Origin of the sequence: Paraburkholderia atlantica (assembly GCF_000092885.1) — a bacterium.
Taxonomy (GTDB): Bacteria; Pseudomonadota; Gammaproteobacteria; order Burkholderiales; family Burkholderiaceae; genus Paraburkholderia; species Paraburkholderia atlantica.
In genome coordinates, this window is sequence record NC_014119.1 from 763,138 (window position 1) to 782,398 (window position 19,261).

General features: G+C 61.7%; 19 protein-coding genes. 13 read left to right on the top strand and 6 right to left on the bottom strand.

All coding sequences use genetic code 11. The annotated features are described in order from the left end of the window. Entirely contained in the window at positions 1–537 is a 537-nt protein-coding gene (locus BC1002_RS31030; protein ID WP_013093932.1) for a helix-turn-helix transcriptional regulator, read from the bottom strand. 166 nt (positions 538–703) lie between these two features. Continuing rightward, a complete protein-coding gene (locus tag BC1002_RS31035; RefSeq protein WP_013093933.1) occupies positions 704–1,054 on the bottom strand; it encodes a hypothetical protein in 351 nt (116 codons plus the stop codon). A 383-nt stretch (positions 1,055–1,437) separates the two neighbouring features. On the opposite strand from BC1002_RS31035, the gene BC1002_RS31040 reads away from it, so the two are divergent. From BC1002_RS31040 to BC1002_RS31050, 3 genes are all read left to right on the top strand, one after another. After that, positions 1,438–1,815, top strand: coding sequence for a hypothetical protein (locus BC1002_RS31040; RefSeq protein WP_013093934.1), 378 nt, complete (start codon positions 1,438–1,440; stop codon positions 1,813–1,815). Between the two features lie 11 nt (positions 1,816–1,826). Further along, positions 1,827–2,042: a YMGG-like glycine zipper-containing protein gene (locus BC1002_RS31045; RefSeq protein WP_013093935.1), complete on the top strand. Its 216-nt coding sequence runs from the start codon at positions 1,827–1,829 to the stop codon at positions 2,040–2,042. Positions 2,043–2,427: 385 nt separating this feature from the next. Next, positions 2,428–3,993, top strand: coding sequence for an alpha/beta hydrolase (locus BC1002_RS31050; protein WP_013093936.1), 1,566 nt, complete (start codon positions 2,428–2,430; stop codon positions 3,991–3,993). 40 nt (positions 3,994–4,033) lie between these two features. Here BC1002_RS31050 and BC1002_RS31055 read toward each other — a convergent pair whose 3' ends face one another. Continuing rightward, the gene (locus BC1002_RS31055) at positions 4,034–5,194 is read right to left on the bottom strand and encodes an endo-1,4-beta-xylanase (protein WP_013093937.1); all 1,161 of its coding nucleotides are present in this window, start codon (positions 5,192–5,194) and stop codon (positions 4,034–4,036) included. A gap of 364 nt (positions 5,195–5,558) precedes the next feature. Continuing rightward, positions 5,559–5,867: a BON domain-containing protein gene (locus BC1002_RS31060; RefSeq protein WP_013093938.1), complete on the bottom strand. Its 309-nt coding sequence runs from the start codon at positions 5,865–5,867 to the stop codon at positions 5,559–5,561. Between the two features lie 841 nt (positions 5,868–6,708). Here BC1002_RS31060 and BC1002_RS31065 point away from each other — a divergent pair. Beyond that, positions 6,709–7,863 carry a porin gene (locus BC1002_RS31065; RefSeq protein WP_013093939.1) on the top strand — a complete coding sequence of 385 codons (1,155 nt, stop codon included), beginning with the start codon at positions 6,709–6,711 and terminating at the stop codon, positions 7,861–7,863. 41 nt (positions 7,864–7,904) lie between these two features. Here the strand turns inward: BC1002_RS31065 and BC1002_RS38075 are convergent, their stop codons facing one another. After that, positions 7,905–8,042: a hypothetical protein gene (locus tag BC1002_RS38075; RefSeq protein ID WP_157874826.1), complete on the bottom strand. Its 138-nt coding sequence runs from the start codon at positions 8,040–8,042 to the stop codon at positions 7,905–7,907. Positions 8,043–8,063: 21 nt separating this feature from the next. Here BC1002_RS38075 and BC1002_RS31070 point away from each other — a divergent pair, with 21 nt between their 5' ends. The 8 genes from BC1002_RS31070 (at position 8,064) to BC1002_RS31110 (ending at position 16,602) form a co-directional block, all read left to right on the top strand. Further along, positions 8,064–9,155: a LacI family DNA-binding transcriptional regulator gene (locus BC1002_RS31070; protein WP_013093940.1), complete on the top strand. Its 1,092-nt coding sequence runs from the start codon at positions 8,064–8,066 to the stop codon at positions 9,153–9,155. Positions 9,156–9,344: 189 nt separating this feature from the next. Then, positions 9,345–10,592, top strand: coding sequence for an ABC transporter substrate-binding protein (locus BC1002_RS31075; protein WP_013093941.1), 1,248 nt, complete (start codon positions 9,345–9,347; stop codon positions 10,590–10,592). Positions 10,593–10,721: 129 nt separating this feature from the next. Continuing rightward, a complete protein-coding gene (locus BC1002_RS31080; protein ID WP_013093942.1) occupies positions 10,722–11,756 on the top strand; it encodes a carbohydrate ABC transporter permease in 1,035 nt (344 codons plus the stop codon). Then, positions 11,753–12,583, top strand: a complete 831-nt coding sequence (locus BC1002_RS31085; RefSeq protein ID WP_013093943.1) for a carbohydrate ABC transporter permease — start codon at positions 11,753–11,755, stop codon at positions 12,581–12,583. The genes BC1002_RS31080 and BC1002_RS31085 overlap by 4 nt, the downstream gene beginning before the upstream one ends. A 58-nt stretch (positions 12,584–12,641) precedes the next feature. Next, complete coding sequence (locus BC1002_RS31090) at positions 12,642–13,979, top strand: GH1 family beta-glucosidase (RefSeq protein WP_013093944.1); 1,338 nt, start codon at positions 12,642–12,644, stop codon at positions 13,977–13,979. Positions 13,980–14,091: 112 nt separating this feature from the next. Beyond that, complete coding sequence (locus BC1002_RS31095) at positions 14,092–15,222, top strand: ABC transporter ATP-binding protein (RefSeq protein WP_013093945.1); 1,131 nt, start codon at positions 14,092–14,094, stop codon at positions 15,220–15,222. 760 nt (positions 15,223–15,982) lie between these two features. Beyond that, positions 15,983–16,213 carry a type II toxin-antitoxin system Phd/YefM family antitoxin gene (locus tag BC1002_RS31105; RefSeq protein WP_013093946.1) on the top strand — a complete coding sequence of 77 codons (231 nt, stop codon included), beginning with the start codon at positions 15,983–15,985 and terminating at the stop codon, positions 16,211–16,213. Next, a complete protein-coding gene (locus tag BC1002_RS31110; protein WP_013093947.1) occupies positions 16,213–16,602 on the top strand; it encodes a type II toxin-antitoxin system VapC family toxin in 390 nt (129 codons plus the stop codon). Before BC1002_RS31105 ends, BC1002_RS31110 begins: the two co-directional genes overlap by 1 nt. On the opposite strand, the gene BC1002_RS31115 is transcribed toward BC1002_RS31110, so the two are convergent. Next, entirely contained in the window at positions 16,581–17,630 is a 1,050-nt protein-coding gene (locus BC1002_RS31115) for a LacI family DNA-binding transcriptional regulator (protein ID WP_013093948.1), read from the bottom strand. The two genes, BC1002_RS31110 and BC1002_RS31115, sit on opposite strands and share 22 nt — an antisense overlap. Before the next feature lie 335 nt (positions 17,631–17,965). Between BC1002_RS31115 and BC1002_RS31120 the strand changes: the two genes are divergently transcribed. After that, positions 17,966–19,198 carry an extracellular solute-binding protein gene (locus BC1002_RS31120; RefSeq protein WP_238538033.1) on the top strand — a complete coding sequence of 411 codons (1,233 nt, stop codon included), beginning with the start codon at positions 17,966–17,968 and terminating at the stop codon, positions 19,196–19,198. The last annotated feature ends 63 nt before the right edge of the window (positions 19,199–19,261 follow it).

Sequence of the window (19,261 nt, forward strand, 5' to 3'; positions counted from 1 at the left end):
TTACCAGTCCTCCCGTTTCTTGCTGGCGCTGGCCGTTTTGGTTGCCTTGGCGGGTGTGAGCGCTTTGGGCTTTTGGGCGGTGCCGGCGGATTTAGCCGGTTTGGCCCCGGTGGCCGATACCTGGGCTGCGGCGCGGTCGTTGGCCTCGCCGGGCGATGTCGCCGCCGCGCGCTGCGCCGGAGCTTGCGCGCGCGTGGCGCGTTTGGCGTTGCCTTTTGTCGCGACTGGCGCTCCGGCGGCCGGCGCTGCGCTCCCGGCGCGGCGGGAGGGCGAGCGGTGCGGTGCGGGCGGGGCGGCTTCCATGGCCACGCTTTGCGTCGATCCGCTCTGCGTGAGCTTCAGATCGACCTGCAAGATCCGCAATACCCTGAAGAGCCGTTCGACACTGACGGCCGCCGGATTAGCTTCGAGTTGCGCGTAGGTCTGTTGGGTGACACCGAGATGCGCGGCCATCGCGGTTTGAGTGAGTCCGGCGGCCTTCCTGAAGCCCTGCAGGATCGGTCTGAGTTGGCTCAGTGTCTTGATGGCGTAGTCCACGGTCGATCTCCGGTTCGGCTGCGACGGCGTAACAGGCCAAAACCTGTAAATTGTGGATACAGTCTATACCCTGTATTTAGCAAATACAAGCTAAAGACTGTTAATGTCGAGCATGGACTTATTTGAAACGCTCTCCATTCGCCCCGAGTCATCACGCAACTAACGGTCAACCGCGCACCGCCAACCCCTTCGCTGCTGCGCAGCCAGTCCACCGCAGGCAAGGTGTGATCGACCGGAGCCCGTTGGCCGGCAGACGACGGTGTGAGATAAAGATGATGGTCAAACGCATCAATAAAAAAACGAATGCAATGCCAGAAGAAGCGTCTCGAACGTAAATCGACAGATTCACATTGTTTTCAATTAATGACCTAATCAGGAAGCCGAACATTAAGCCAGAAGCAACCGCGTTCGGATAGCGTGGATAGAACACTGAATAGCTGTCGATAAAAATCGTCAGCAATAGCACCAGCGCCCAATCGAGCGCAGGATAACCGATCAGTGTTGACGCGCATTGCATCACACCCTTTCGCTCGTCGAATGAAATTTGACACAAATTTCACGGGGCGTCCCTCGAGCGGAAATTGGCTTGGAAATTACAGAAAAGGCTGTAGACTCTATAGCGTGTGTTACGCGGCGATGCCAACACCATTCGAATCGTTGCGCGCACACAGCATGTATGAAAATCACTCCAACCCGCCACGAGATTTTCTACCATCAAGGTGTCTATTCGCTGATACGACTCAACGCTAATAGAACCTAAACCGGCGACCCACGCCGACCGGTGAACCTGAAAGGAGAATCGACGAGACACACAGACCATTCTTCCAAATAGCGCGATCGACACCGCCGGATGCGGTCGCCGGCGGGCCGCTGGAGAACATATCTTCCCTGGAGTATGTGATGGTAAGCAAACCACAATGGCGAACGCTGTTATCTGTGATTTTTCTGTCGCTGGCAATGATCGGCAACGTCGCGCGTGCGGAGAACATTCCAATCGTCACGGGCCAGCAATGGATGCAGTCGACCGATGAGCAGAAGAAGGCGTATCTGGTCGGTATCTCGAACGTGATCGACATCGAGCGTGCCTATGCGGGCAACACTGCGAACAGCAATGACATCGCGCAGCGCTTCGGCAAGGGAATGCAAGGCCAGACGCTCGACAGCGTGCGTCAAGGCCTCGACAGCTACTACGCGGCCAATCCCACGATGATCCAGCACCCGGTGATCGAGACCCTCTGGTTCCAGATGGTCGTGCCCGGCCTCAAGAAAAATCCGTAAGGAGAACGATCATGAAACGACTTGGGTGGATCGTCAGTATTGGCGCGCTGGCTGCGATGATCGGTTGCACGGACATGAGCCCGCGGACGCAGGGAACGGTAGGCGGTGCGGCACTCGGCGCGGGCGCCGGTGCGGGCATCGCGGCGATCTCCGGCGGCGACGCGTGGACGGGCGCGATCATCGGCGGCGCGGCGGGCGGCGTGGCCGGCAATATCCGCGGCCGTTAGTCGTTGCCAGCGAGCAGGCAAGGCCGGGGCGCGACGTGGGTCGCGTCCCGGCTATTCGTTATTGAAGCGCACGCCCCGACGATTTGGCCTCGATGGGCAGCCCATAGGCACCGGGCGAAGCGACCTCGGAAGCGTCGCTGAAGGACTGTTCCTGCAATCATTCGCGTCTGGCATATCTTGCCTCTCCAGCATGCCATGCCAATCATCCGGTCATACACGCCCTTCGTCGATGCCGCGTCGCGTCGCGCCGGACGACAAAGTTTGAACCGGTGATTAAAAGCCCTTAGGATATCCACACCGGAAGCCGTCGCGATGACGGCATGCGCACACCACGCAGAGAGCAGCCTGCGCGCGGTGCAACCTTCATCTCATCAAGAGAACACGAATGCTGCGCACGTCGCTGAAGGTAATAAAGATAAGTGCATGGGTTCTGGTGCTGCTGGCGGTGCTCGCGTTCGGGCTACGCGCATGGTATTCGCAGCGCGGGCCGGAGCTGTCGGTATGGCACACCTATGTGCCGCGCGAAATGACCGTCGAGGAAATGAACACCGCCGACTGGAACGCGTACATCAAGGCGGAAAATCGGATTTTCGAGGACGTGCGCGTTAATGTCGTCGATAAGATCCGGCCGTCCGAGCGCATTCCGGCGAACCGTTATTTCGAGGGCTCGCCGATTTTTCCGTGGCATTTCGCCGAAAACTGGAATCGCTCGTACATTCTCGAACCATCGGGACCACCGGTCGGCGCGGTCGTGCTGCTCCACGGCATGACGGATGCGCCGTACAGCATGCGGCATATCGCGCGTCGATATCGCGATCGCGGTTTCGTCGCGATCGGCATCCGCTTGCCGGGGCATGGCACGGTGCCGGCGGGGCTCACCGACGTGCACTGGAAGGACTGGACCGCGGCCACGCGGCTCGCGGCACGCGAAGCGCGACGTCGCGTGGGGCCGGACAAGCCGATCGAGCTGGTGGGGTTTTCGAACGGCGGCGCGCTCGCACTGCAATATGCGCTCGACGCGATCGAAAATCCCGCGCTCGCGCGTCCGACGCGCGTCGTCCTGATCTCGCCGATGATCGGCGTCACACGCTACGCGCGCTTTGCCGGTCTCGCCGGATTGCCCGCGGTGCTGCCGGCCTTCGCGCGCGCCGCGTGGCTCGGCATCGTGCCCGAGTTCAACCCGTTCAAGTACAACTCGTTTCCTGTGAATGGCGCGCGGCAGTCCTATCTCCTCACGAGCGTGATTCAGGAACAGATTGCGCGGCTCGAGCGCGAGAACCGCCTCGATTCGTTGCCGCCGATTCTGACGTTCCAGTCGGTGACGGATTTCACGGTCAGCACGCCTGCGGTGATGTCGTTGCTCTACGACAAGCTGCCTGAGAACGGCAGCGAAGTCGTGCTGTTCGACGTGAACCGCAGCGTGCGCTTCAGGTCCTTTCTACGCAACGCGTCGTACACGGCGCTCTCGCGACTGCTGCGGATCGGTCCGCAGAACTATCGCACGACCGTGATCGCCAACGTGTCGTCAGATTCGGCGCATACCGTCGAGCGCAGCGTTTACGCGGGTGAAGTGCAAACGCGCATCAAGCCGCTGGGCATCGACTATCCGCAGGATATTTTCTCGTTGTCGCACGTCGCGATTCCTTTCCCGATCACCGACGCGCTGTATGGCATCGCGCCGGACGATTCGGAGAACTTCAACGAGAACCTCGGCACGCTCGCGCCGCGCGGCGAACGCGGCACGCTGATTCTGACGCTCGATTCGATGTTTCGCATCGCGTCGAATCCGTTCTTCCCGTATCTGCTGGAGCGGATCGATGAAGGCATCGGCAAGATGCCGCCGCCGGTGGTCAAGTCACCGCCGCGCACGCATGAAACGGCGGGCGGTCCGGTCGACGATTTCGCGGCGGACCTGAACGCGCTCGGGGAACTCGGCTCGGACGAGCCTTGAGGTGCGGACCGCCAACTGCTTTTCCGCACGAAGATCGACGTTACGGCTGATACGACGAATCGACGATCGTCCACAGCGCCGCTTTCGGGTTCAGGTTCGCATCGAACGGCAGCGGCAGGTTGTTGCGCGGCACGGGCGTCGACGTCAACCACGTGTGCTTGTCCGAGTAGCCCCAGAACGTCACCGCCCTGATGCTCGGCTCCTGCTCGAACAGAGCGAACACCGCGCGGTAACGCTCCGCCTGCGCGCGCATGATGTCGTTCGGAACCGGATGGCCGAGGTCCGGCAGACATGCATGTGGATTGCTCCAGCATTCTCCCGGATCGGTATATAGGCTCACGTCGAGCTCGGTCACCTGGTTTTCGAGGCCTAGCGCGGCGACGTCGTCGAATGCCTGCCTGACGTTCGGCAGTGGCGGCCAGTTCACGCTGATGTGCATCTGATGCCCGACACCGTCGATCGGCACGCCCTGCGCGCGCAAATCGCGGATCACCGCAAGCAGCTTTGCGCGCTTGCGCGGATCGTCGGTGTTGTACTCGTTGATATAGAGCTTCACGTCCGGGTCCGCCGCGTGCGCCGCGCGGAAAGCGATCGCAATGTAGTCCTTGCCGAGCGCTCGATACCACGGACTGTCTTCGCGATACACCTGACGCGGATCGTCGCTAATCACCTCGTTGACCACGTCCCACGCATAGACCTTGCCTCGGAAGTGTGTGACGACGTCGGTTACATATCGATTGAGCCGCTTCGCGACGATGTCGTGATAGTGCGGATCTTTCGGATCACCGGCGAAGAACCAGGCCGGCGCCTCAGTCCAGTCGCCGGCCTTGAAGTGCCACACGAGCGTATGGCCGCGCACTGCAATGCCGTGCGCTTGAGCGAACGCGATGATCTTGTCGGCCGGCTCGAAGTTGTACTTGCCTTCTGCGACGCCGATCGTGCCCGGCTTCATCTTGTTCTCCGCGGTGAGGCTCGAGAACTGAGCGGCGATCAGCGTCGCGTCGGCGGGACTGTCGATCGAATCGGGTTCGATCGCCGCGCCGACCTTGAAGTGCGCGGCCATCACACTGCGCAGTGGCGGCAGCGCTTCAGCGGGCGCCGCGGCGAGCGGCGGGCCGTCATGAGCGGCAGCCGCCTGGCTGAGCGTGCAGCCCGCGGTCCATGCGAGTGTACAAATGGCCGCTGCGCGGAGCATGCGCATCGAGGTCCTTAAAGGACGCACTCCTGGTCTCCTGTGAGGAAATTCCGGTTCGGATGTCTTTCTAACTACTTGTAACGTTATCGGTAACAATCGTGATGTTAAGCAGCGGCCGTGAGCCCCGCTATGAGGGATTCACCCGACATACCAACGAGATGGCGGAGGACGAATCAGCGCCGAGTCGACGGTTGTGAGCCGGCGCGGGATGAAAGCGCTTTCAGGTAGTGGCTGCACAGACCGGCCGCGCGGCTGACCGTGCGAAACAGGGCGCCAGTCACTCAATCTCAACTGGCGGATCAGGAAAACCGAATCCCTTCAACGCGCGGGTCTACTTCGATCGTCGTCCGCGCGTGGATTCAGTTCGATTTCAATGCCCGTTCAACGAGCCGGCGTCGGGCGAGAGTCGGTTGTCCACCGAGGTGACACCGGGTACCGACATCGCAGCCCGTTCGGCACGCGCGACATGGTCCCGCTCGGGCACAAATCCGAGCAGCATGATCTGGCCAGAGTGGGCAAAGACGAACACATGCGACATCCCGACGCCGCTGCGTGCCTCCGCGACCCGCACGCTATGGGCGAGTTGTTGGTCGGTGGCTTGCGAATCCTGAGCATGGGCCATCGGCGCGATTGCGCCTGAAATGAGCAACGCGAGCGTAGAAACAAGGGTTGTTTTCACGATACCTCCTTATTAATGCCAAGGTGTGCCGGCAAATTCACCCGGCAAATCTTCCGGTCGGACTCAATGCGAGGCCACGGAAGTGCATTGGACAAAATCCTCTTTCATTGCTTTGTCGCGGTTAACGCGGTTGTGCGTCGAGGTTTGGCCAGTCGGGGCGTTCGGCGGTCAAGCCGTCGCCCGCAGAAAAGTTCGCAAGGGCAGCGTGTTCGAGCGGGACGTCGCAGGTGCGGCGTGGCGGGGAACAGCGAGAGCCGAGGGATAGGGCTGGTTGGAGCGTTCGTGATGGAGCGCGAGAGCCAGACAGATGCGCTGACAATCCCGCACTCAGCCGGCTATGCGGCTGAGCCCGGCTCGTTGCCCGGCATCGTATGCATTGATGATAGTCGGTAATGTCCGCCGCTGCTGACTGCTCCGACGCGGGTTCGTCAAGCCCAACCGGCAATGCAGGCGAGCGGGGTCGTTGCATCTTCGCAACAACAGACGCGAAATTTTTCTTGCATTTGATTTCATTTTCCTTGTTAAGCGAGCGCTGAGCGACGTGCGAGGCGCATTTGCGCATTGTTTCGGTTCGTGAACCCAAACGGATTTCCGACGCTTGTGACCATCACGTAATGGTCACAAAGCAGGGTGCTACTGCGGGATTGGGCGGCGCGCAACTGTTATCGATAACAGCGTTTTCCCTGAGCGGTTAGTTCGATGCGCGGGGCGAGGTCGTCCCTATAATCGCCTCGAAATGTGATGCGAATACGAAGCGAACATTTCGGCAAGAGGGGAAACGTGTGAGAACGCGTGCGTCCTGTGCGGCTTGGAGACGCCAAAATATATATAGGATATCTAAATGAAGAAGAAGCTTATTGCTGTGGCTGTGATGGCAGCCGCGACGACGGTGGCTCATGCGCAGAGCAGCGTCACCCTGTACGGCCGTATCGACAACGGCATCCAGTTTGAAACCGGCCTTCCGGGCGGTCACGCGTGGTCAGCTCAAAGCGGCGACTGGGGTTGCTCGTGGTTCGGCCTCATCGGCTCCGAAGATCTCGGCGGCGGCACGAAGACGATCTTCCAGTTGGAGGGTCAACTCAATACGATGACTGGTGCATCGGCGGGCAATCTGTTCGGCCGCCACGCAACGGTGGGCTTTACGAACGACAGCTGGGGTCTGTTCAAGATCGGTAACCTCGGCGCCGGCGAACTGGCGCAAGACAGCTGGGGCACCGACCCGCAGGTGATGCAGCGCTACGCGATCTCGACCCTGGTGCGCGGCCGTAACTGGACGAGCACAAGCAACGGCGCGGAGTACAACTCGCCGGTGCTGTTCGGCGGCCTCGTGCTGAAGGGCCAGTATTCGCTGACCAACAACACGAGCTGGAACTCGGCGCCGGTCAACGCGGCGGGCGTGCCGACCGGCCAGGGTCGTACGAACGCGGTTGAGGGCGTCTACACGTGGGGCTCGGGCGACTTCCGGGTGATCTACGACGAAGTGCGCGGCGCCAACGGCTCGTTCAACAACGTGTACTCCGCTTCGCGCGACATTCTCGTCGGCGGTAGTTACGTGATCGGTCCGGTCAAGCTGTACGCGGGCTATCAGCATCTGAGCGCGCCTGACGCGACCAACGCGAGCGTCGGTGTGACCGATGCGTCGCAGCCGCTCGGCGTGAGCGCGCCGACCAGTGTGAACCACGAATGGTTCGGCGCCGCATGGCAGGTCACGGCGCCCACGCTGTTGACGGCCGCGGTCTACCACGCGAACGCGAACAACGGCAACGGCAACGCGACGCTGTTCACGCTCGCCGGTACGTACGCGCTGTCGAAGCGCACGTTCCTGTACACGGAAGCCGGCTATGTGCACAACAGCTCGACGTCGAACCTGAACCTCGGCAACGGGCCGTACGGCAACAACAACTTCAATCCGGTGACGGGCACGTCGTCGAACAGCAACCCGAACTATGGTCACAGCCAGACTGGCGTCTTCGCCGGGATCATGCATTCGTTCTGAGTTGAAGTTGCCTGACCGGCAATCGTAGCGATCTCTTTGTTTCAAGGACTGTTTATTTCTCTTTCATAGAGAGGCCGGTGCGACGCCTCCTCCACCCTCGTCGCATCGGCTGCTTTTTCTTTTTTTTCGATTTCATCATCGGACGGACTGCGTTTCTTCATATCTGAAAGCGCTTTCATCACAGGATTCAGGCAGAACTCATGACCCACGACGGCTCAAACGACAACCCCGGCGCGCCAAAGGTACCCAACGTACCCCTCGCGCCCAACGTGACGCTCGAGGCCATCGCGCGCGCGGCCGGTGTTTCCCCGAGCACCGTATCGCGGATCCTGAACGGTTCTGCGCGCGTGCTTCCCGCCAAGCAGCAGGCGGTTGAGGAGGCGATCGCGCGTTTCAACTATCGGCCGAACGTGCTCGCGCGCAGTCTCGCGAGCGGCCGGACCGAAACGATCGGCGTACTGACGCAAGCGGTGTCGAGCCCGTTTTACGCAGAATGGCTGCGCGGCATCGAAGAGTCGCTGTCCGAGCCGGGCTTTACGCCGATCTTCGTGAGCAGCCGCTGGAACATCGCCGACGAAAAGGCGCGCCTCGAACAGTTCATCGCGCGGCGCGTCGATGGAATCATCCTGCTGCACGCGCAACTCGATGAGTCGACGTTGACCGACTACTCGCGGCACGCACCGATGCTCGTATTGGGCCGCTCGGTGCGGAACAGCGCGACGCTCGCGGGCCTGCCGATCGACAACATGCAGGGCGCTCGCGACGCGACCCACCATCTGATCGAGCAAGGCCATCGCGAGATCGCCTTCATCGCCGGGCCGGCCAGTCACGAGGATGCGATCGAGCGCCTCGTCGGCTACCGGACCGCGCTCGAGGAAGCGGGCATCGGCTTCGATGCCGACCTCGTCGAGCAGGGCGATTACCTCGAAACGGGCGGCGTCGCCGCGATGGAGCGGCTGATGGCGCGCCATCCGTCGTTCAGCGCGGTGTTCTGCGCAAACGATCAGACCGCGTACGGCGCGCGCCTCGCGATGTTCCGCCGCGGCGTGCGGGTGCCGGACGACGTCTCGCTGGTCGGCTTCGACGACCTGCCGACTTCGTCGTACATGACGCCGCCTCTGACGACGGTTCGCCAGCCGACTTACGAAATCGGCCGACTCGCCGCGCAGGGCATCGTGCAGATGATCCGCAAGCAGTCGATCGCGCTCAGCCCGATTCCGCTCACGCTCGTGACGCGTGAAACCACGCGACGGATCACGCCGCCGGTAAAGCGTGAGGATACGTGTACGTAGCGGCTTTTTTTTCGCCTCGACGTGAAAGCGCTTTCAGGCATCGGCAGTCAAGCAGAGATTCAGCAACACATTCAGCACCAAGCAAGGCAGCACCAAGCAAAGCAGCAACAAAGACAACAGGGGAAGTAGGTCGCAGCAACCGGGTATTCATCAAATGCAGTTCAAACAGGGTTCTTTAGGAGACGAGTAATGAAATTCCGCTTTTCAGGCTCTGCCGCCGCCGTTCTGCTCAGCCTGGCCGCAGTCGGCGCGCATGCCAATACCACGTTGACGGTCGCGGTCTTTCCGAAGCTGGATCAGGAAATCAAAGACGCTCTGCCGGCGTGGAAGAAGCTGCATCCGGACGTCGACGTCAAGGTGTCGTCGCTCCAGATCGCCGATCACCACAACGCAATGACCACCGCGCTCGCGACGAGCTCGAATCTGCCCGACGTGATGGCGGTCGAGGTCGGCTTCATCGGCCGCTTTGCGGCGGGCGGCGGTCTCGAAGATCTGTCGAAGGCGCCGTATAGCGCGGGCCAGTACAAGAGCCAGTTCATCAACTACACGTTCGCGCAGGCGACCACGCAGGACGGCGCGATCGTCGGCATGCCGGCCGACATCGGTCCGGGCACGCTGTTCTATCGCAAGGACATCCTCGACAAGGCAGGCGTCACCGAAGCCGATCTGACGAAGTCGTGGGACTCGTATCTGGCGGCCGGCGTGAAGATCAAGAAGGCGACCGGTGCATACCTGATGGCATCGTCGCGCGATATCGAAGACATCTACATTCGCGCCGACCTGAAGGAAGGCGACGGCGTGTACTTCGACAAGGCCGGCAATCCGATCGTCACGTCGCCGCGTTTCGTGAAGGCGTTCGAACTCGCGAAGAAAGCGCGCGACCTCGGTCTCGACGCGAAGATCACGCCGTGGTCGAACGAATGGGCCGAAAGCTTCAAGCGCGGCACCGTCGCGACGCAGATGATGGGCGCATGGCTCGGTGGCCACCTGTCGTCGTGGATCGCACCGGACACGAAGGGTCTGTGGCGCGCGGCCAATCTGCCGAATAACGCATACGCATCGTTCGGCGGCACGTTCTGGTCGATTCCGGTGAAAGCGACGCAAAAGCCGATGTCGTGGGAATTCATCAAGTTCCTGACGACCCGCAAGGAAACGCAGCTCGCCTCGTTCCGTTCGATCGACGCCTTCCCGTCGCTGCTCTCCGCGCAGACCGATTCGTTCTTCGCCGAGCCGGTGTCATTCCTCGGCGACGAGAAGGCACGTCTGATCTGGCGTGATGCGGCATCGCACATTCCGGCGATCCAGCGCAGCAAGTACGACCAGGTCGCTGAAGAGGCGGTGCATTCGGCACTCGACAAGGTCGTCGACGACGGCGCGGACGTGCATACCGCGCTGCAGGAAGCGCAGGACCAGATCGCCCATCGGGTCCGCCGTTAAGCGGTATTGATGCCAGGTCGCGGCACGCTGCATGCCGCGGCCGAAGCGTGTCGCAGTGCGTTGCAACTCTGCTGCAAACAGCGTGGCCGGGCATCGACCCAACCCACGCCCGACTGGACGGAACTATTGATGAACACTCCGCTGCCCACGACCGAAGAGGTCGCCCGCGATGCACGCGTGAGCGATGTGCTGAGCTCGCCCACGCCGTTCGCCGCGCCGCGCAAAACTTCGCGGCTCGATCCGGTGAAGGTCGCACCCTACCTGTTTCTCGCCCCGTTTTTCCTGTTGTTCGCGCTGTTCATGGCGTTCCCGCTGCTGTTTTCGCTGTACCTGTCGTTCCAGAGCTGGGACGCGACGGCAGGGCTCGCGAGCATGAAGTGGGTGGGTCTGTCGAACTTCACGTTCACGCTGACCGACCCGTGGTACTGGAAGTCGCTGTACAACACCGCGTCGATGGCGATCATGTCCGGCGTGCCGCAGCATCTGGTGGCGCTGCCGCTGGCGTTCTTTCTGCAAACCGCGTTTCGCCGCTGGCGCAACCTGATGGTCGGCCTGTACTTCCTGCCGTTCATCACGTCGAGCGTCGCGATCGCGCTGATCTTCTCGTCGCTGTATTCGACCGACTTCGGCATGATCAACCTCGCGATCGCCGAGCTCGGCAAGCTGCCCGGCCTGCACTGGATCGTCCCCGCCCATCCGATCGAGTGGCTGTATAACCCGAAGAACGTCAAGCCGGCGGTGTCGGTGGTGATCTTCTGGCGCTATGTCGGCTGGAACACGGTGCTGTATCTGTCGGCGCTGCAAACCATTCCGAAGGACCTGTACGAGGCCGCGCGCATCGACGGCGCGAATGGCTGGCAACAGTTCACCCGCATCACGATTCCGCTGATCAAGCCGATGATTTTCTTCGCCGTCACGCTATCGATCATCGGTGGGCTGCAACTGTTCGAAGAGCCGTTCATTCTGCTGCCGAACGAAGGCATGGGTACCAGCCAGTCCGGCCTGACGACGGCCGTCTATATGTATCGCACCGCATTCCACGACGGCGATTTCGGCACCGCGAGTTCGATCGCATGGCTGCTGTTCATTTCGATCGGTGCGTTGATGTGGTTGAACACGCGGATCTTTCACCGCAGCGGCATGAACGAGGAGAACCAGCGATGAAATCGTCGAACAACAAGGGCCGCTATGTCGGCTATGCGATCGTGGTGGCCGGCGGGCTGCTGATGTTCTCGCCGTTCTACTTCATGTTCGTGTTCGCGACGCACACGAGCTCCGAGATTTTCTCGATGCCGCCCCCGCTGTGGTTCGGCAGTGCGTTTCTCGACAACATGGCCTCGCTGATGCGGCACATTCCGTTCTGGCGCAATCTCGGCTGGAGCTTCTATACGGCCGCGATGCAAACCGTGCTGACACTGCTGGTCACGTCGATGGCCGGCTACGCGTTCGCGATGTACGAGTTCCGCTTCAAGAAGACGCTGTTCGCGATCGCGCTGACCGCGATGCTGGTGCCCCCGTTCCTCAGCATGATTCCGACCTTCATGACGATGAACCTGCTCGGCTGGATCGATCAGCCGCGCGCGCTGTACGTGCCAGGCGCGGCCGCCGCGCTCGGCGTGTTCCTGATGCGCCAGTACGTCGCGTCGGCGATTCCGTCCGAGCTGATCGAGGCGGCGCGCATCGACGGCTGCGGTGAATTCCGCATCTACTGGAGCATCGTGATGCCTCTGTTGGGGCCGGCGCTGGGCACGCTCGGGCTGATCAGCTTCATTCAGGCATGGAACAACTTTCTGTCGGCGCTCGTCGTGCTGCGTTCGCCTTCGATGTACACGCTGCCGCTCGCGCTGCGCATTCTGCAAAGCCCGACCAATTCGGATTGGGGCGCGGTGATGGCGGGCTCCGCAGTCGCGGTGCTGCCGTTGCTGGTGCTGTTCGCGTTCACCTCGCGGCGTTTGATCGACGGTCTGACGACCGGCGCGGTCAAGGCCTGAGATTTTTCCTTTCATCTTCACGCCCTGGCGGGCATGACCATTCGGGATAACAACATTTATGTCGACGTATCGATTCAACGAAGACTTCGTCTGGGGCGTGGCCACCAGTTCCTACCAGATCGAAGGCGCAGCGCATGAGGACGGCCGTGGCCCGTCGATCTGGGATGCGTTCTGCAAGGTGCCGGGCAAGGTCGTGAACGGCGAGAACGGCGATGTCGCGTGCGATCACTATCACCTCCTCGAGGAAGACCTCGATCTGCTGGCTGAACTAGGCGTCAATGCTTACCGCTTTTCGATCGCGTGGCCGCGCGTGCAGCCGACCGGCCGCGGCGCATTCAACGACAAGGGTCTCGCGTTTTACGATCGTCTCGTCGACGGCTTGCTCGAGCGCGATATCCAGCCGTTCGCGACGCTGTATCACTGGGACCTGCCGTTGTCGCTGCAGCATACGCAAAACGGCTGGGAAAGCCGCGACACCGCCTATCGCTTCGCGGACTACGCGCGCAAGATCGGCAGCGTGCTCGGCGATCGCGTTGCATCGATCGCGACGCACAACGAGCCGTGGTGCACCGCATGGCTCGGCAACGCAACCGGCTATTTCGCGCCGGGCAACGCCGATCTGAAGAAAGCCGCGCACGTCGCGCACCATCTGCTGCTGTCGCACGGTCTCGCGTTGCAGGCACTGCGCGCCGATGGCGTGAAGGCGCCGCTCGGCATCGTGCTGAACCAGTCGCCGGCGCACGGCGCAACGGATTCGCCTGAAGACCAGGCCGCCGCGTCGCTCGAATACGCGAAATTCGTGCGCTGGTACATGGACCCGCTGTTCAAGGGCGAGTATCCGGCCGAGGCGCTGGAATGGTATGGCGCAAACGGGCCGCAAGAGGCGATCTTGAGCGGCGATTTCGACGTGATCGGCACGCCGATGGACTTCCTCGGCATCAACTACTACACGCGCATCTTCGCGAGCGCATCGGGCGAGAAGCGGCCGCCGGGCGTGCTCGGCTTTACCGATATGGATTGGGAAGTCTATCCGCAAGGCCTGACCGAATTGCTGACCCGCATCAACGCCGACTACAAACTGCCGCCGATCTACATCACCGAGAACGGCTGCGCGGCGAAGGACGTGCTGGCTAACGGCCGCGTTCATGACGCCGAGCGCGTGCGCTTCTACGACCTGCATCTGGCAGCGTTGTCGGACGCGGTGAAACAGGGCGTCGACGTGGCCGGCTATTTCGCATGGAGCCTGATGGACAACTTCGAATGGGCGTCGGGCTACGACAAGCGCTTCGGCATGGTCTACGTCGACTATGCGAGCCAGGAGCGCACGCTGAAGGACAGCGCGTTGTGGTATCGCGACGTGATCGCACAACACGCCGGCGTCGCGGCCGTGCGCTGACGCGCACGCCCGGCGGCGGGCGCACCGAACCTCGCGTGGCGCGACAGTAGTGGGGCAGTGGGATAGCGTCACGCGGGGTCTGCAAGTACAAGGACTGAGGAGGAGGCATCAAATGGGCGAACTCGTATTGCGCAAAGTCTCGAAGACGTATGGCGAAGGACCGCAGGTGATTCAGGGCATCGATCTGCACATCCCGGACGGCCAGTTCACGGTTTTCGTGGGACCGTCGGGCTGCGGCAAGTCGACGATGCTGCGCATGATCGCGGGGCTCGAGTCGGTAACCGGCGGCGACATTCTGATCGACGGCGTACGTGTCAACGATCTGCAGCCGACGGACCGCGGCATCTCGATGGTGTTTCAGAGCTACGCCCTCTACCCGCACATGACGGTCGCGGAAAACATGGGCTTTTCGCTGAAGCTGTCGGGAAAGTCGAAAAATGAAGTGCGCGAGGCGGTGGGCCGTGCCGCCGAGATCCTGCAGATCACGCATCTGCTGGAGCGCAAACCCAAAGCACTGTCGGGCGGCCAGCGCCAGCGCGTCGCGATCGGACGGGCGATCGTGCGCAAGCCGCGCGTGTTCCTGTTCGACGAACCGCTGTCGAATCTCGACGCGGCGCTGCGCGTACAGATGCGTATCGAACTCGCGAAGCTGCATCGCGAACTCGGCACGACGATGATCTACGTCACGCACGATCAGGTCGAGGCGATGACGCTCGGCCAGCAGATCGTCGTGTTCAACAAAGGCCACATCGAGCAGACCGGCGCGCCGCTCGAGTTGTATGAGCGACCGGCGAACCGCTTCGTCGGCGGCTTCATCGGCTCGCCGCAGATGAACATGCTGGCCGCGACGCTGGTGTCGCAAAGCAATACGGAAACCGTCGTGGCGCTCGCCGGCGCGAGCCAGCGCATCGTGCTGCCCGGCCGGTCGTCGCAGTCGCTGAACGGCGAACTGACGCTCGGGGTGCGTGCCGAGCACCTGGGCGTCGGCTCGCTCGACGAAGGTCTCGCCGCGCGTGTCGAACTGGTCGAGCATCTCGGCGACGTATCGCTGCTGCACGCGCGACTCGATGGCATGGCGCACGCGATCACGCTGAAGCTCGACAAGAAGGACGCGCAGCATTCGGTCGGCGCGCGCGTAGGGATCAAGGTGGCGTCGTCGTCGGTCACGCTGTTCGATGCGAACGGCGCCGCGGTGAGCCTCGCGCGACCCGAGGTCGGCGAAGACGTCGGCGCCGTTGTTTGACAGGCCGATGCCGACGAGCGGGCACCAGCACACCGATGGCGGATAGCGCGATGGAGAAAAATGTAGTGAAGGACGATGGCGAGGCCGCGGCTAGCGGCCCGTCCGGGCAGCGGTATGCTCAGACGCCTGGTGAAACGGCGGCTGCCGCGGACCGCGGGCAATCGGCTATCGCACGAGGGCCGCAGCAGCGAGGCAGGTTGAAGAAGCCGCGCGAATCGCTGCATTCGTGGATCGTACATTTCGATGCGGAGCCTTCATCGAGGCCCCCAGCATCGGACGACGAAAAGTGACGCAAGCTCGAACGACGTTAGCTGGCTCGCATTAAATATTACGTTTTGCTGTCGATGCCTTGCAGGGAGCTTCCCCTTGCTGGGCTTGGCTTCGAGGGTTGGATCGGACGGTTCGGATAGTAGTTTGGGGCCTAGGTTAACTCCGCATGGCGGCGGCGAGTGGGGGCCATTAACATCCGCTAACGTTAGGGGTAACGTTCAAGATGTTTGCATCTATTCGAAGAGCTCAAACGCGAAGCAAAACATTGAAACCCGAGACGCGCCTACCGGTGCGAGTTGTGTCGCGGTTCCGGCAATCGTCGCCGCGAGTTGGACGGGAGTTCGAGGGAGCTCCTGGCAGTAGGTTGGGAAGTAGTGCCTGAGAGCAAGGTTGATAAAGAATGTCGGGCCACGCATCGCGGTCGTTCGCATGCGGGCGCGCGGCCCGACACAAAAAATAACCGTTGGAATTTTGCTGGGTGGAGAGCGTCATGGAAAAGCGAGTATCTAAAGCCATCTTCAAGTCCCGGGCCTGCGAGCTGTTCCGCCAGGTCGAGGCATTGGGCGAAACCGTGGTCGTCACCGACCGCGGGCAACCCACCATCGAAATCCGGCCGTATCGCAGCAAGCAGGAGAATCCGCTCGAGCTGCTGCGCGCGTCGATTACGCATTTCAATCTGAAGCACGCGTTGCAACCGGTCACAGCCGACCAGGAAGAGTAATGATCACGCTCGACACGCTTGCGCTCGTGTGCTGGCTCGGCAGGCAGAAAGCGCTGAGCCGGGCAGCGCACGATGCGATCGATCGGGAGCTCGCCGGCGGCGAGATCCTGATCTCGGCGATCAGCGCGTTCGAAATCGCGGAGTTCGTGAAGGTCGGCAGTCTCGGGCTGTCGATGGACGCGCGCAGCTGGATGTCGACGTTTCTGTCGCTAGACGGTGTGCGGATGATTCCGGTCGACACCGAGATCGCGTTTCGCGCGGCCACGTTGCCGCCTTCGCTCAGCTTGCATCAACGCCTGATCGTCGCGACCGCGCGCACGCATGGCGGCGCGCTCGTGACTTCGGATGCGAAGGTGCGCGCGTCGACTTACGTCGAAACGATCTGGTGACGGCCGCGGCGCTGCTTGGTGCGGACTGGGCCGGTGGAATCGCGCACCACCAGTTCCGCCGGCAGCGTGATGCGCTGCGAAGCGGCGTCGATCCCGGCGATTTGCGCGAGCAGCGTGTTGACCGCCGAGCGCGCCATTTGCTGGAAAGGTTGACGGATCGTGGTGAGAGCCGGGTGAAACTGCTCGGACATTGGGATGTCGTCGAAACCGATCACCGAGATGTCGTCCGGCACGCGCAGGCCGGCTTCGCGAATTGCGGCGATCACACCGAACGCGCTCTGGTCGTTGGCCGTGAAGATCGCGGTGGGCGGCTCGGCGAGGTTCAACAGGTCGAACGTGACGTCGAACGCCATCATTTGCGACAGGTCGCCCGCGGCGACCAGCGCGTCTTCGCGCGGCAGGCCGAGGCGAGCCAGCGTGTCGTGATAGCCGCGTTGCCGGTCGCGCACACCTTCGATCGTTTCGTCACCGGCCAGAAATGCGATGCGCTTGTGACCCAGCTCCGCCAGGTGTTCGACCGCGAGACATGCGCCGCCGTAGTTGTCGACCGACACCGACGGGAAGCCTGTCAGCGTGCCGCGCTGATCGACGACGACGACCGGCACCTTCGCGGTGGCGAGCGCCTCGAGGCACAGCGACTCGCGCGGAAGAATGGCGAGGATACCGTCGGAGAATTGCTGGATCAGCCCGAGCAGGTCGTGATGCGTATGACGATCTTCGTCGAACACCGTGTAGACCAGCATCTCGCAACCCGCGCCACGGGCCGCGCGGCCCGCGCCGAGAATCAGTTCGCTGGAGAATTGCGTGTCGAGCGTCGGCGTGATGATGCCGATGATGCCATTGCGGCCACCCGACAGTTTCTGCGCGGTGCGGTTGACGACGTAACCGATGTCCGACGCGATTCTCAATACTTCGTCGCGAGTTTCGCGCGACACGCCGGGACGGCCGTTCAGAGCGCGCGATGCGGTCATCTGGGACACCCCGGCCAGCTTGGCGACATGCTCGAGCGTGGGGGTTTGTCTTGCCATGCGGGTCGGAGGTGTGCGAGAGGTCATTGGATGGGTCGACTCGCTAATCGCGTTAGCGATACCGTTTATGTAGTGGCTATTCTAGCAGAACCCTTTATATTTCCGCTTTCTCACAATCAATCAATCTTATACAGGTGTTGCGTCGCAGCCCTGGCCAGACCAGGTAAAATCCCGCATAGCCTTACTTCTCGCATCGACCTAACATTCACTAACGTTAGGGCTAACGTTAACGTTTCGGCGGTTTCTTAAAAATCCAGAAGAGGGGACACACAATGGCGTACCCGGCTTTGTTTAAAGCGCGGTCCATTATCGGCGCGACGGCGCTGCTGTTTTCGTTGTCTGCAGTTGTTTCGAACGCCGTAGCGGCGGACTCCAAGACGATCACGGTATGGGACCAGCAGACCAATGCGTCGTCGAGCAAGATCATTCGCGATGCCGCGGATCGATTCGAAAAGGCGGTTCCGGGCTACAAGGTCGAGAATTCGCACGTCCTGAACGAAGCGTACAAGACGAAGCTGAAGGTCGCTTTCGGTGCGAACCAGCCGCCGTGCGTGTTCGAGAACTGGGGTGGCGGCGGCCTGCATGAATACGTGAAGTCCGGCCAGATCGCCGACCTGACGCCGTACCTGACCAAGGATCCGGCGTATCGCAGCCGCTTCATGCAATCGTCGTGGGATGTCACGACGTTCGACGGCAAGACCTACGGCGTTGCTGCCGAAAACGCAGCGGCCGCGGTGATCTTCTACAACAAGGAAGTCTTCAAGAAGTACGGCATCACGCCGCCGAAGACGTGGGATGAACTGATGCACGTCGTCGACGTGCTGAAGCAGCACAACGTTGCAGCGTTCTCGCTCGCGAACAAAAACAAGTGGACCGGCTCGATGTACTACATGTACCTCGTCGACCGTATCGGTGGTCCGCAAGTCGTGAAGGACGCGATCGCAGGCAAGGGCAAGGGCTTCGAAGATCCGGCGTTCGTCGAAGCCGGCAAGCGCATTCAGGAACTCGTGAAAGCTGGCGCGTTCGCACCGGGCATCAACGGTCTTGATTACGACTCGGGCGCTTCGCGCCGTCTGCTGTACACGGGCAAGGCTGCCATGGAGCTGATGGGCGCCTGGGAAGCTTCGACGATCGCCAACGAGAATCCGGCGTTCTCGAAGGATCTCGACTTCTTCCCGTTCCCGAGCGTGCCGGGTGGCAAGGGCGATCCGCGCGACCTGATCGGCACGGTCGGCGATGGCTTCCTCAGCATCTCGGCCGAGTGCAAGACGCCGGACGCAGCGTTCAAGTTGATCCAGGCATTGACCGACGAACAGGCGATGCAGGCTCGCGCGTCGGATGACCACAAGCTTCCGCCGGTCAATAACGTCAAGATCGACGATCCGTTCACGCAGCGTCTGCAGAAACTGCTCGCCGCGGCTCCGAGCGTGCAGCTCTGGTACGACCAGGCACTGCCGCCGGCTCTCGGTGAAATGCACAAGGACACGACGCAGGCACTGTTCGGCCTGTCGCTGACGCCTGAAGCTGCTGCGCAGCAAATGGAAGCCGCTTCGAAGAAGGGCGGTTGATCTTCTCCAGTCTTAAAGAAAAGTCCGACTGGCACCGCGAGGTGCCGGTCGGCATACAAGCCC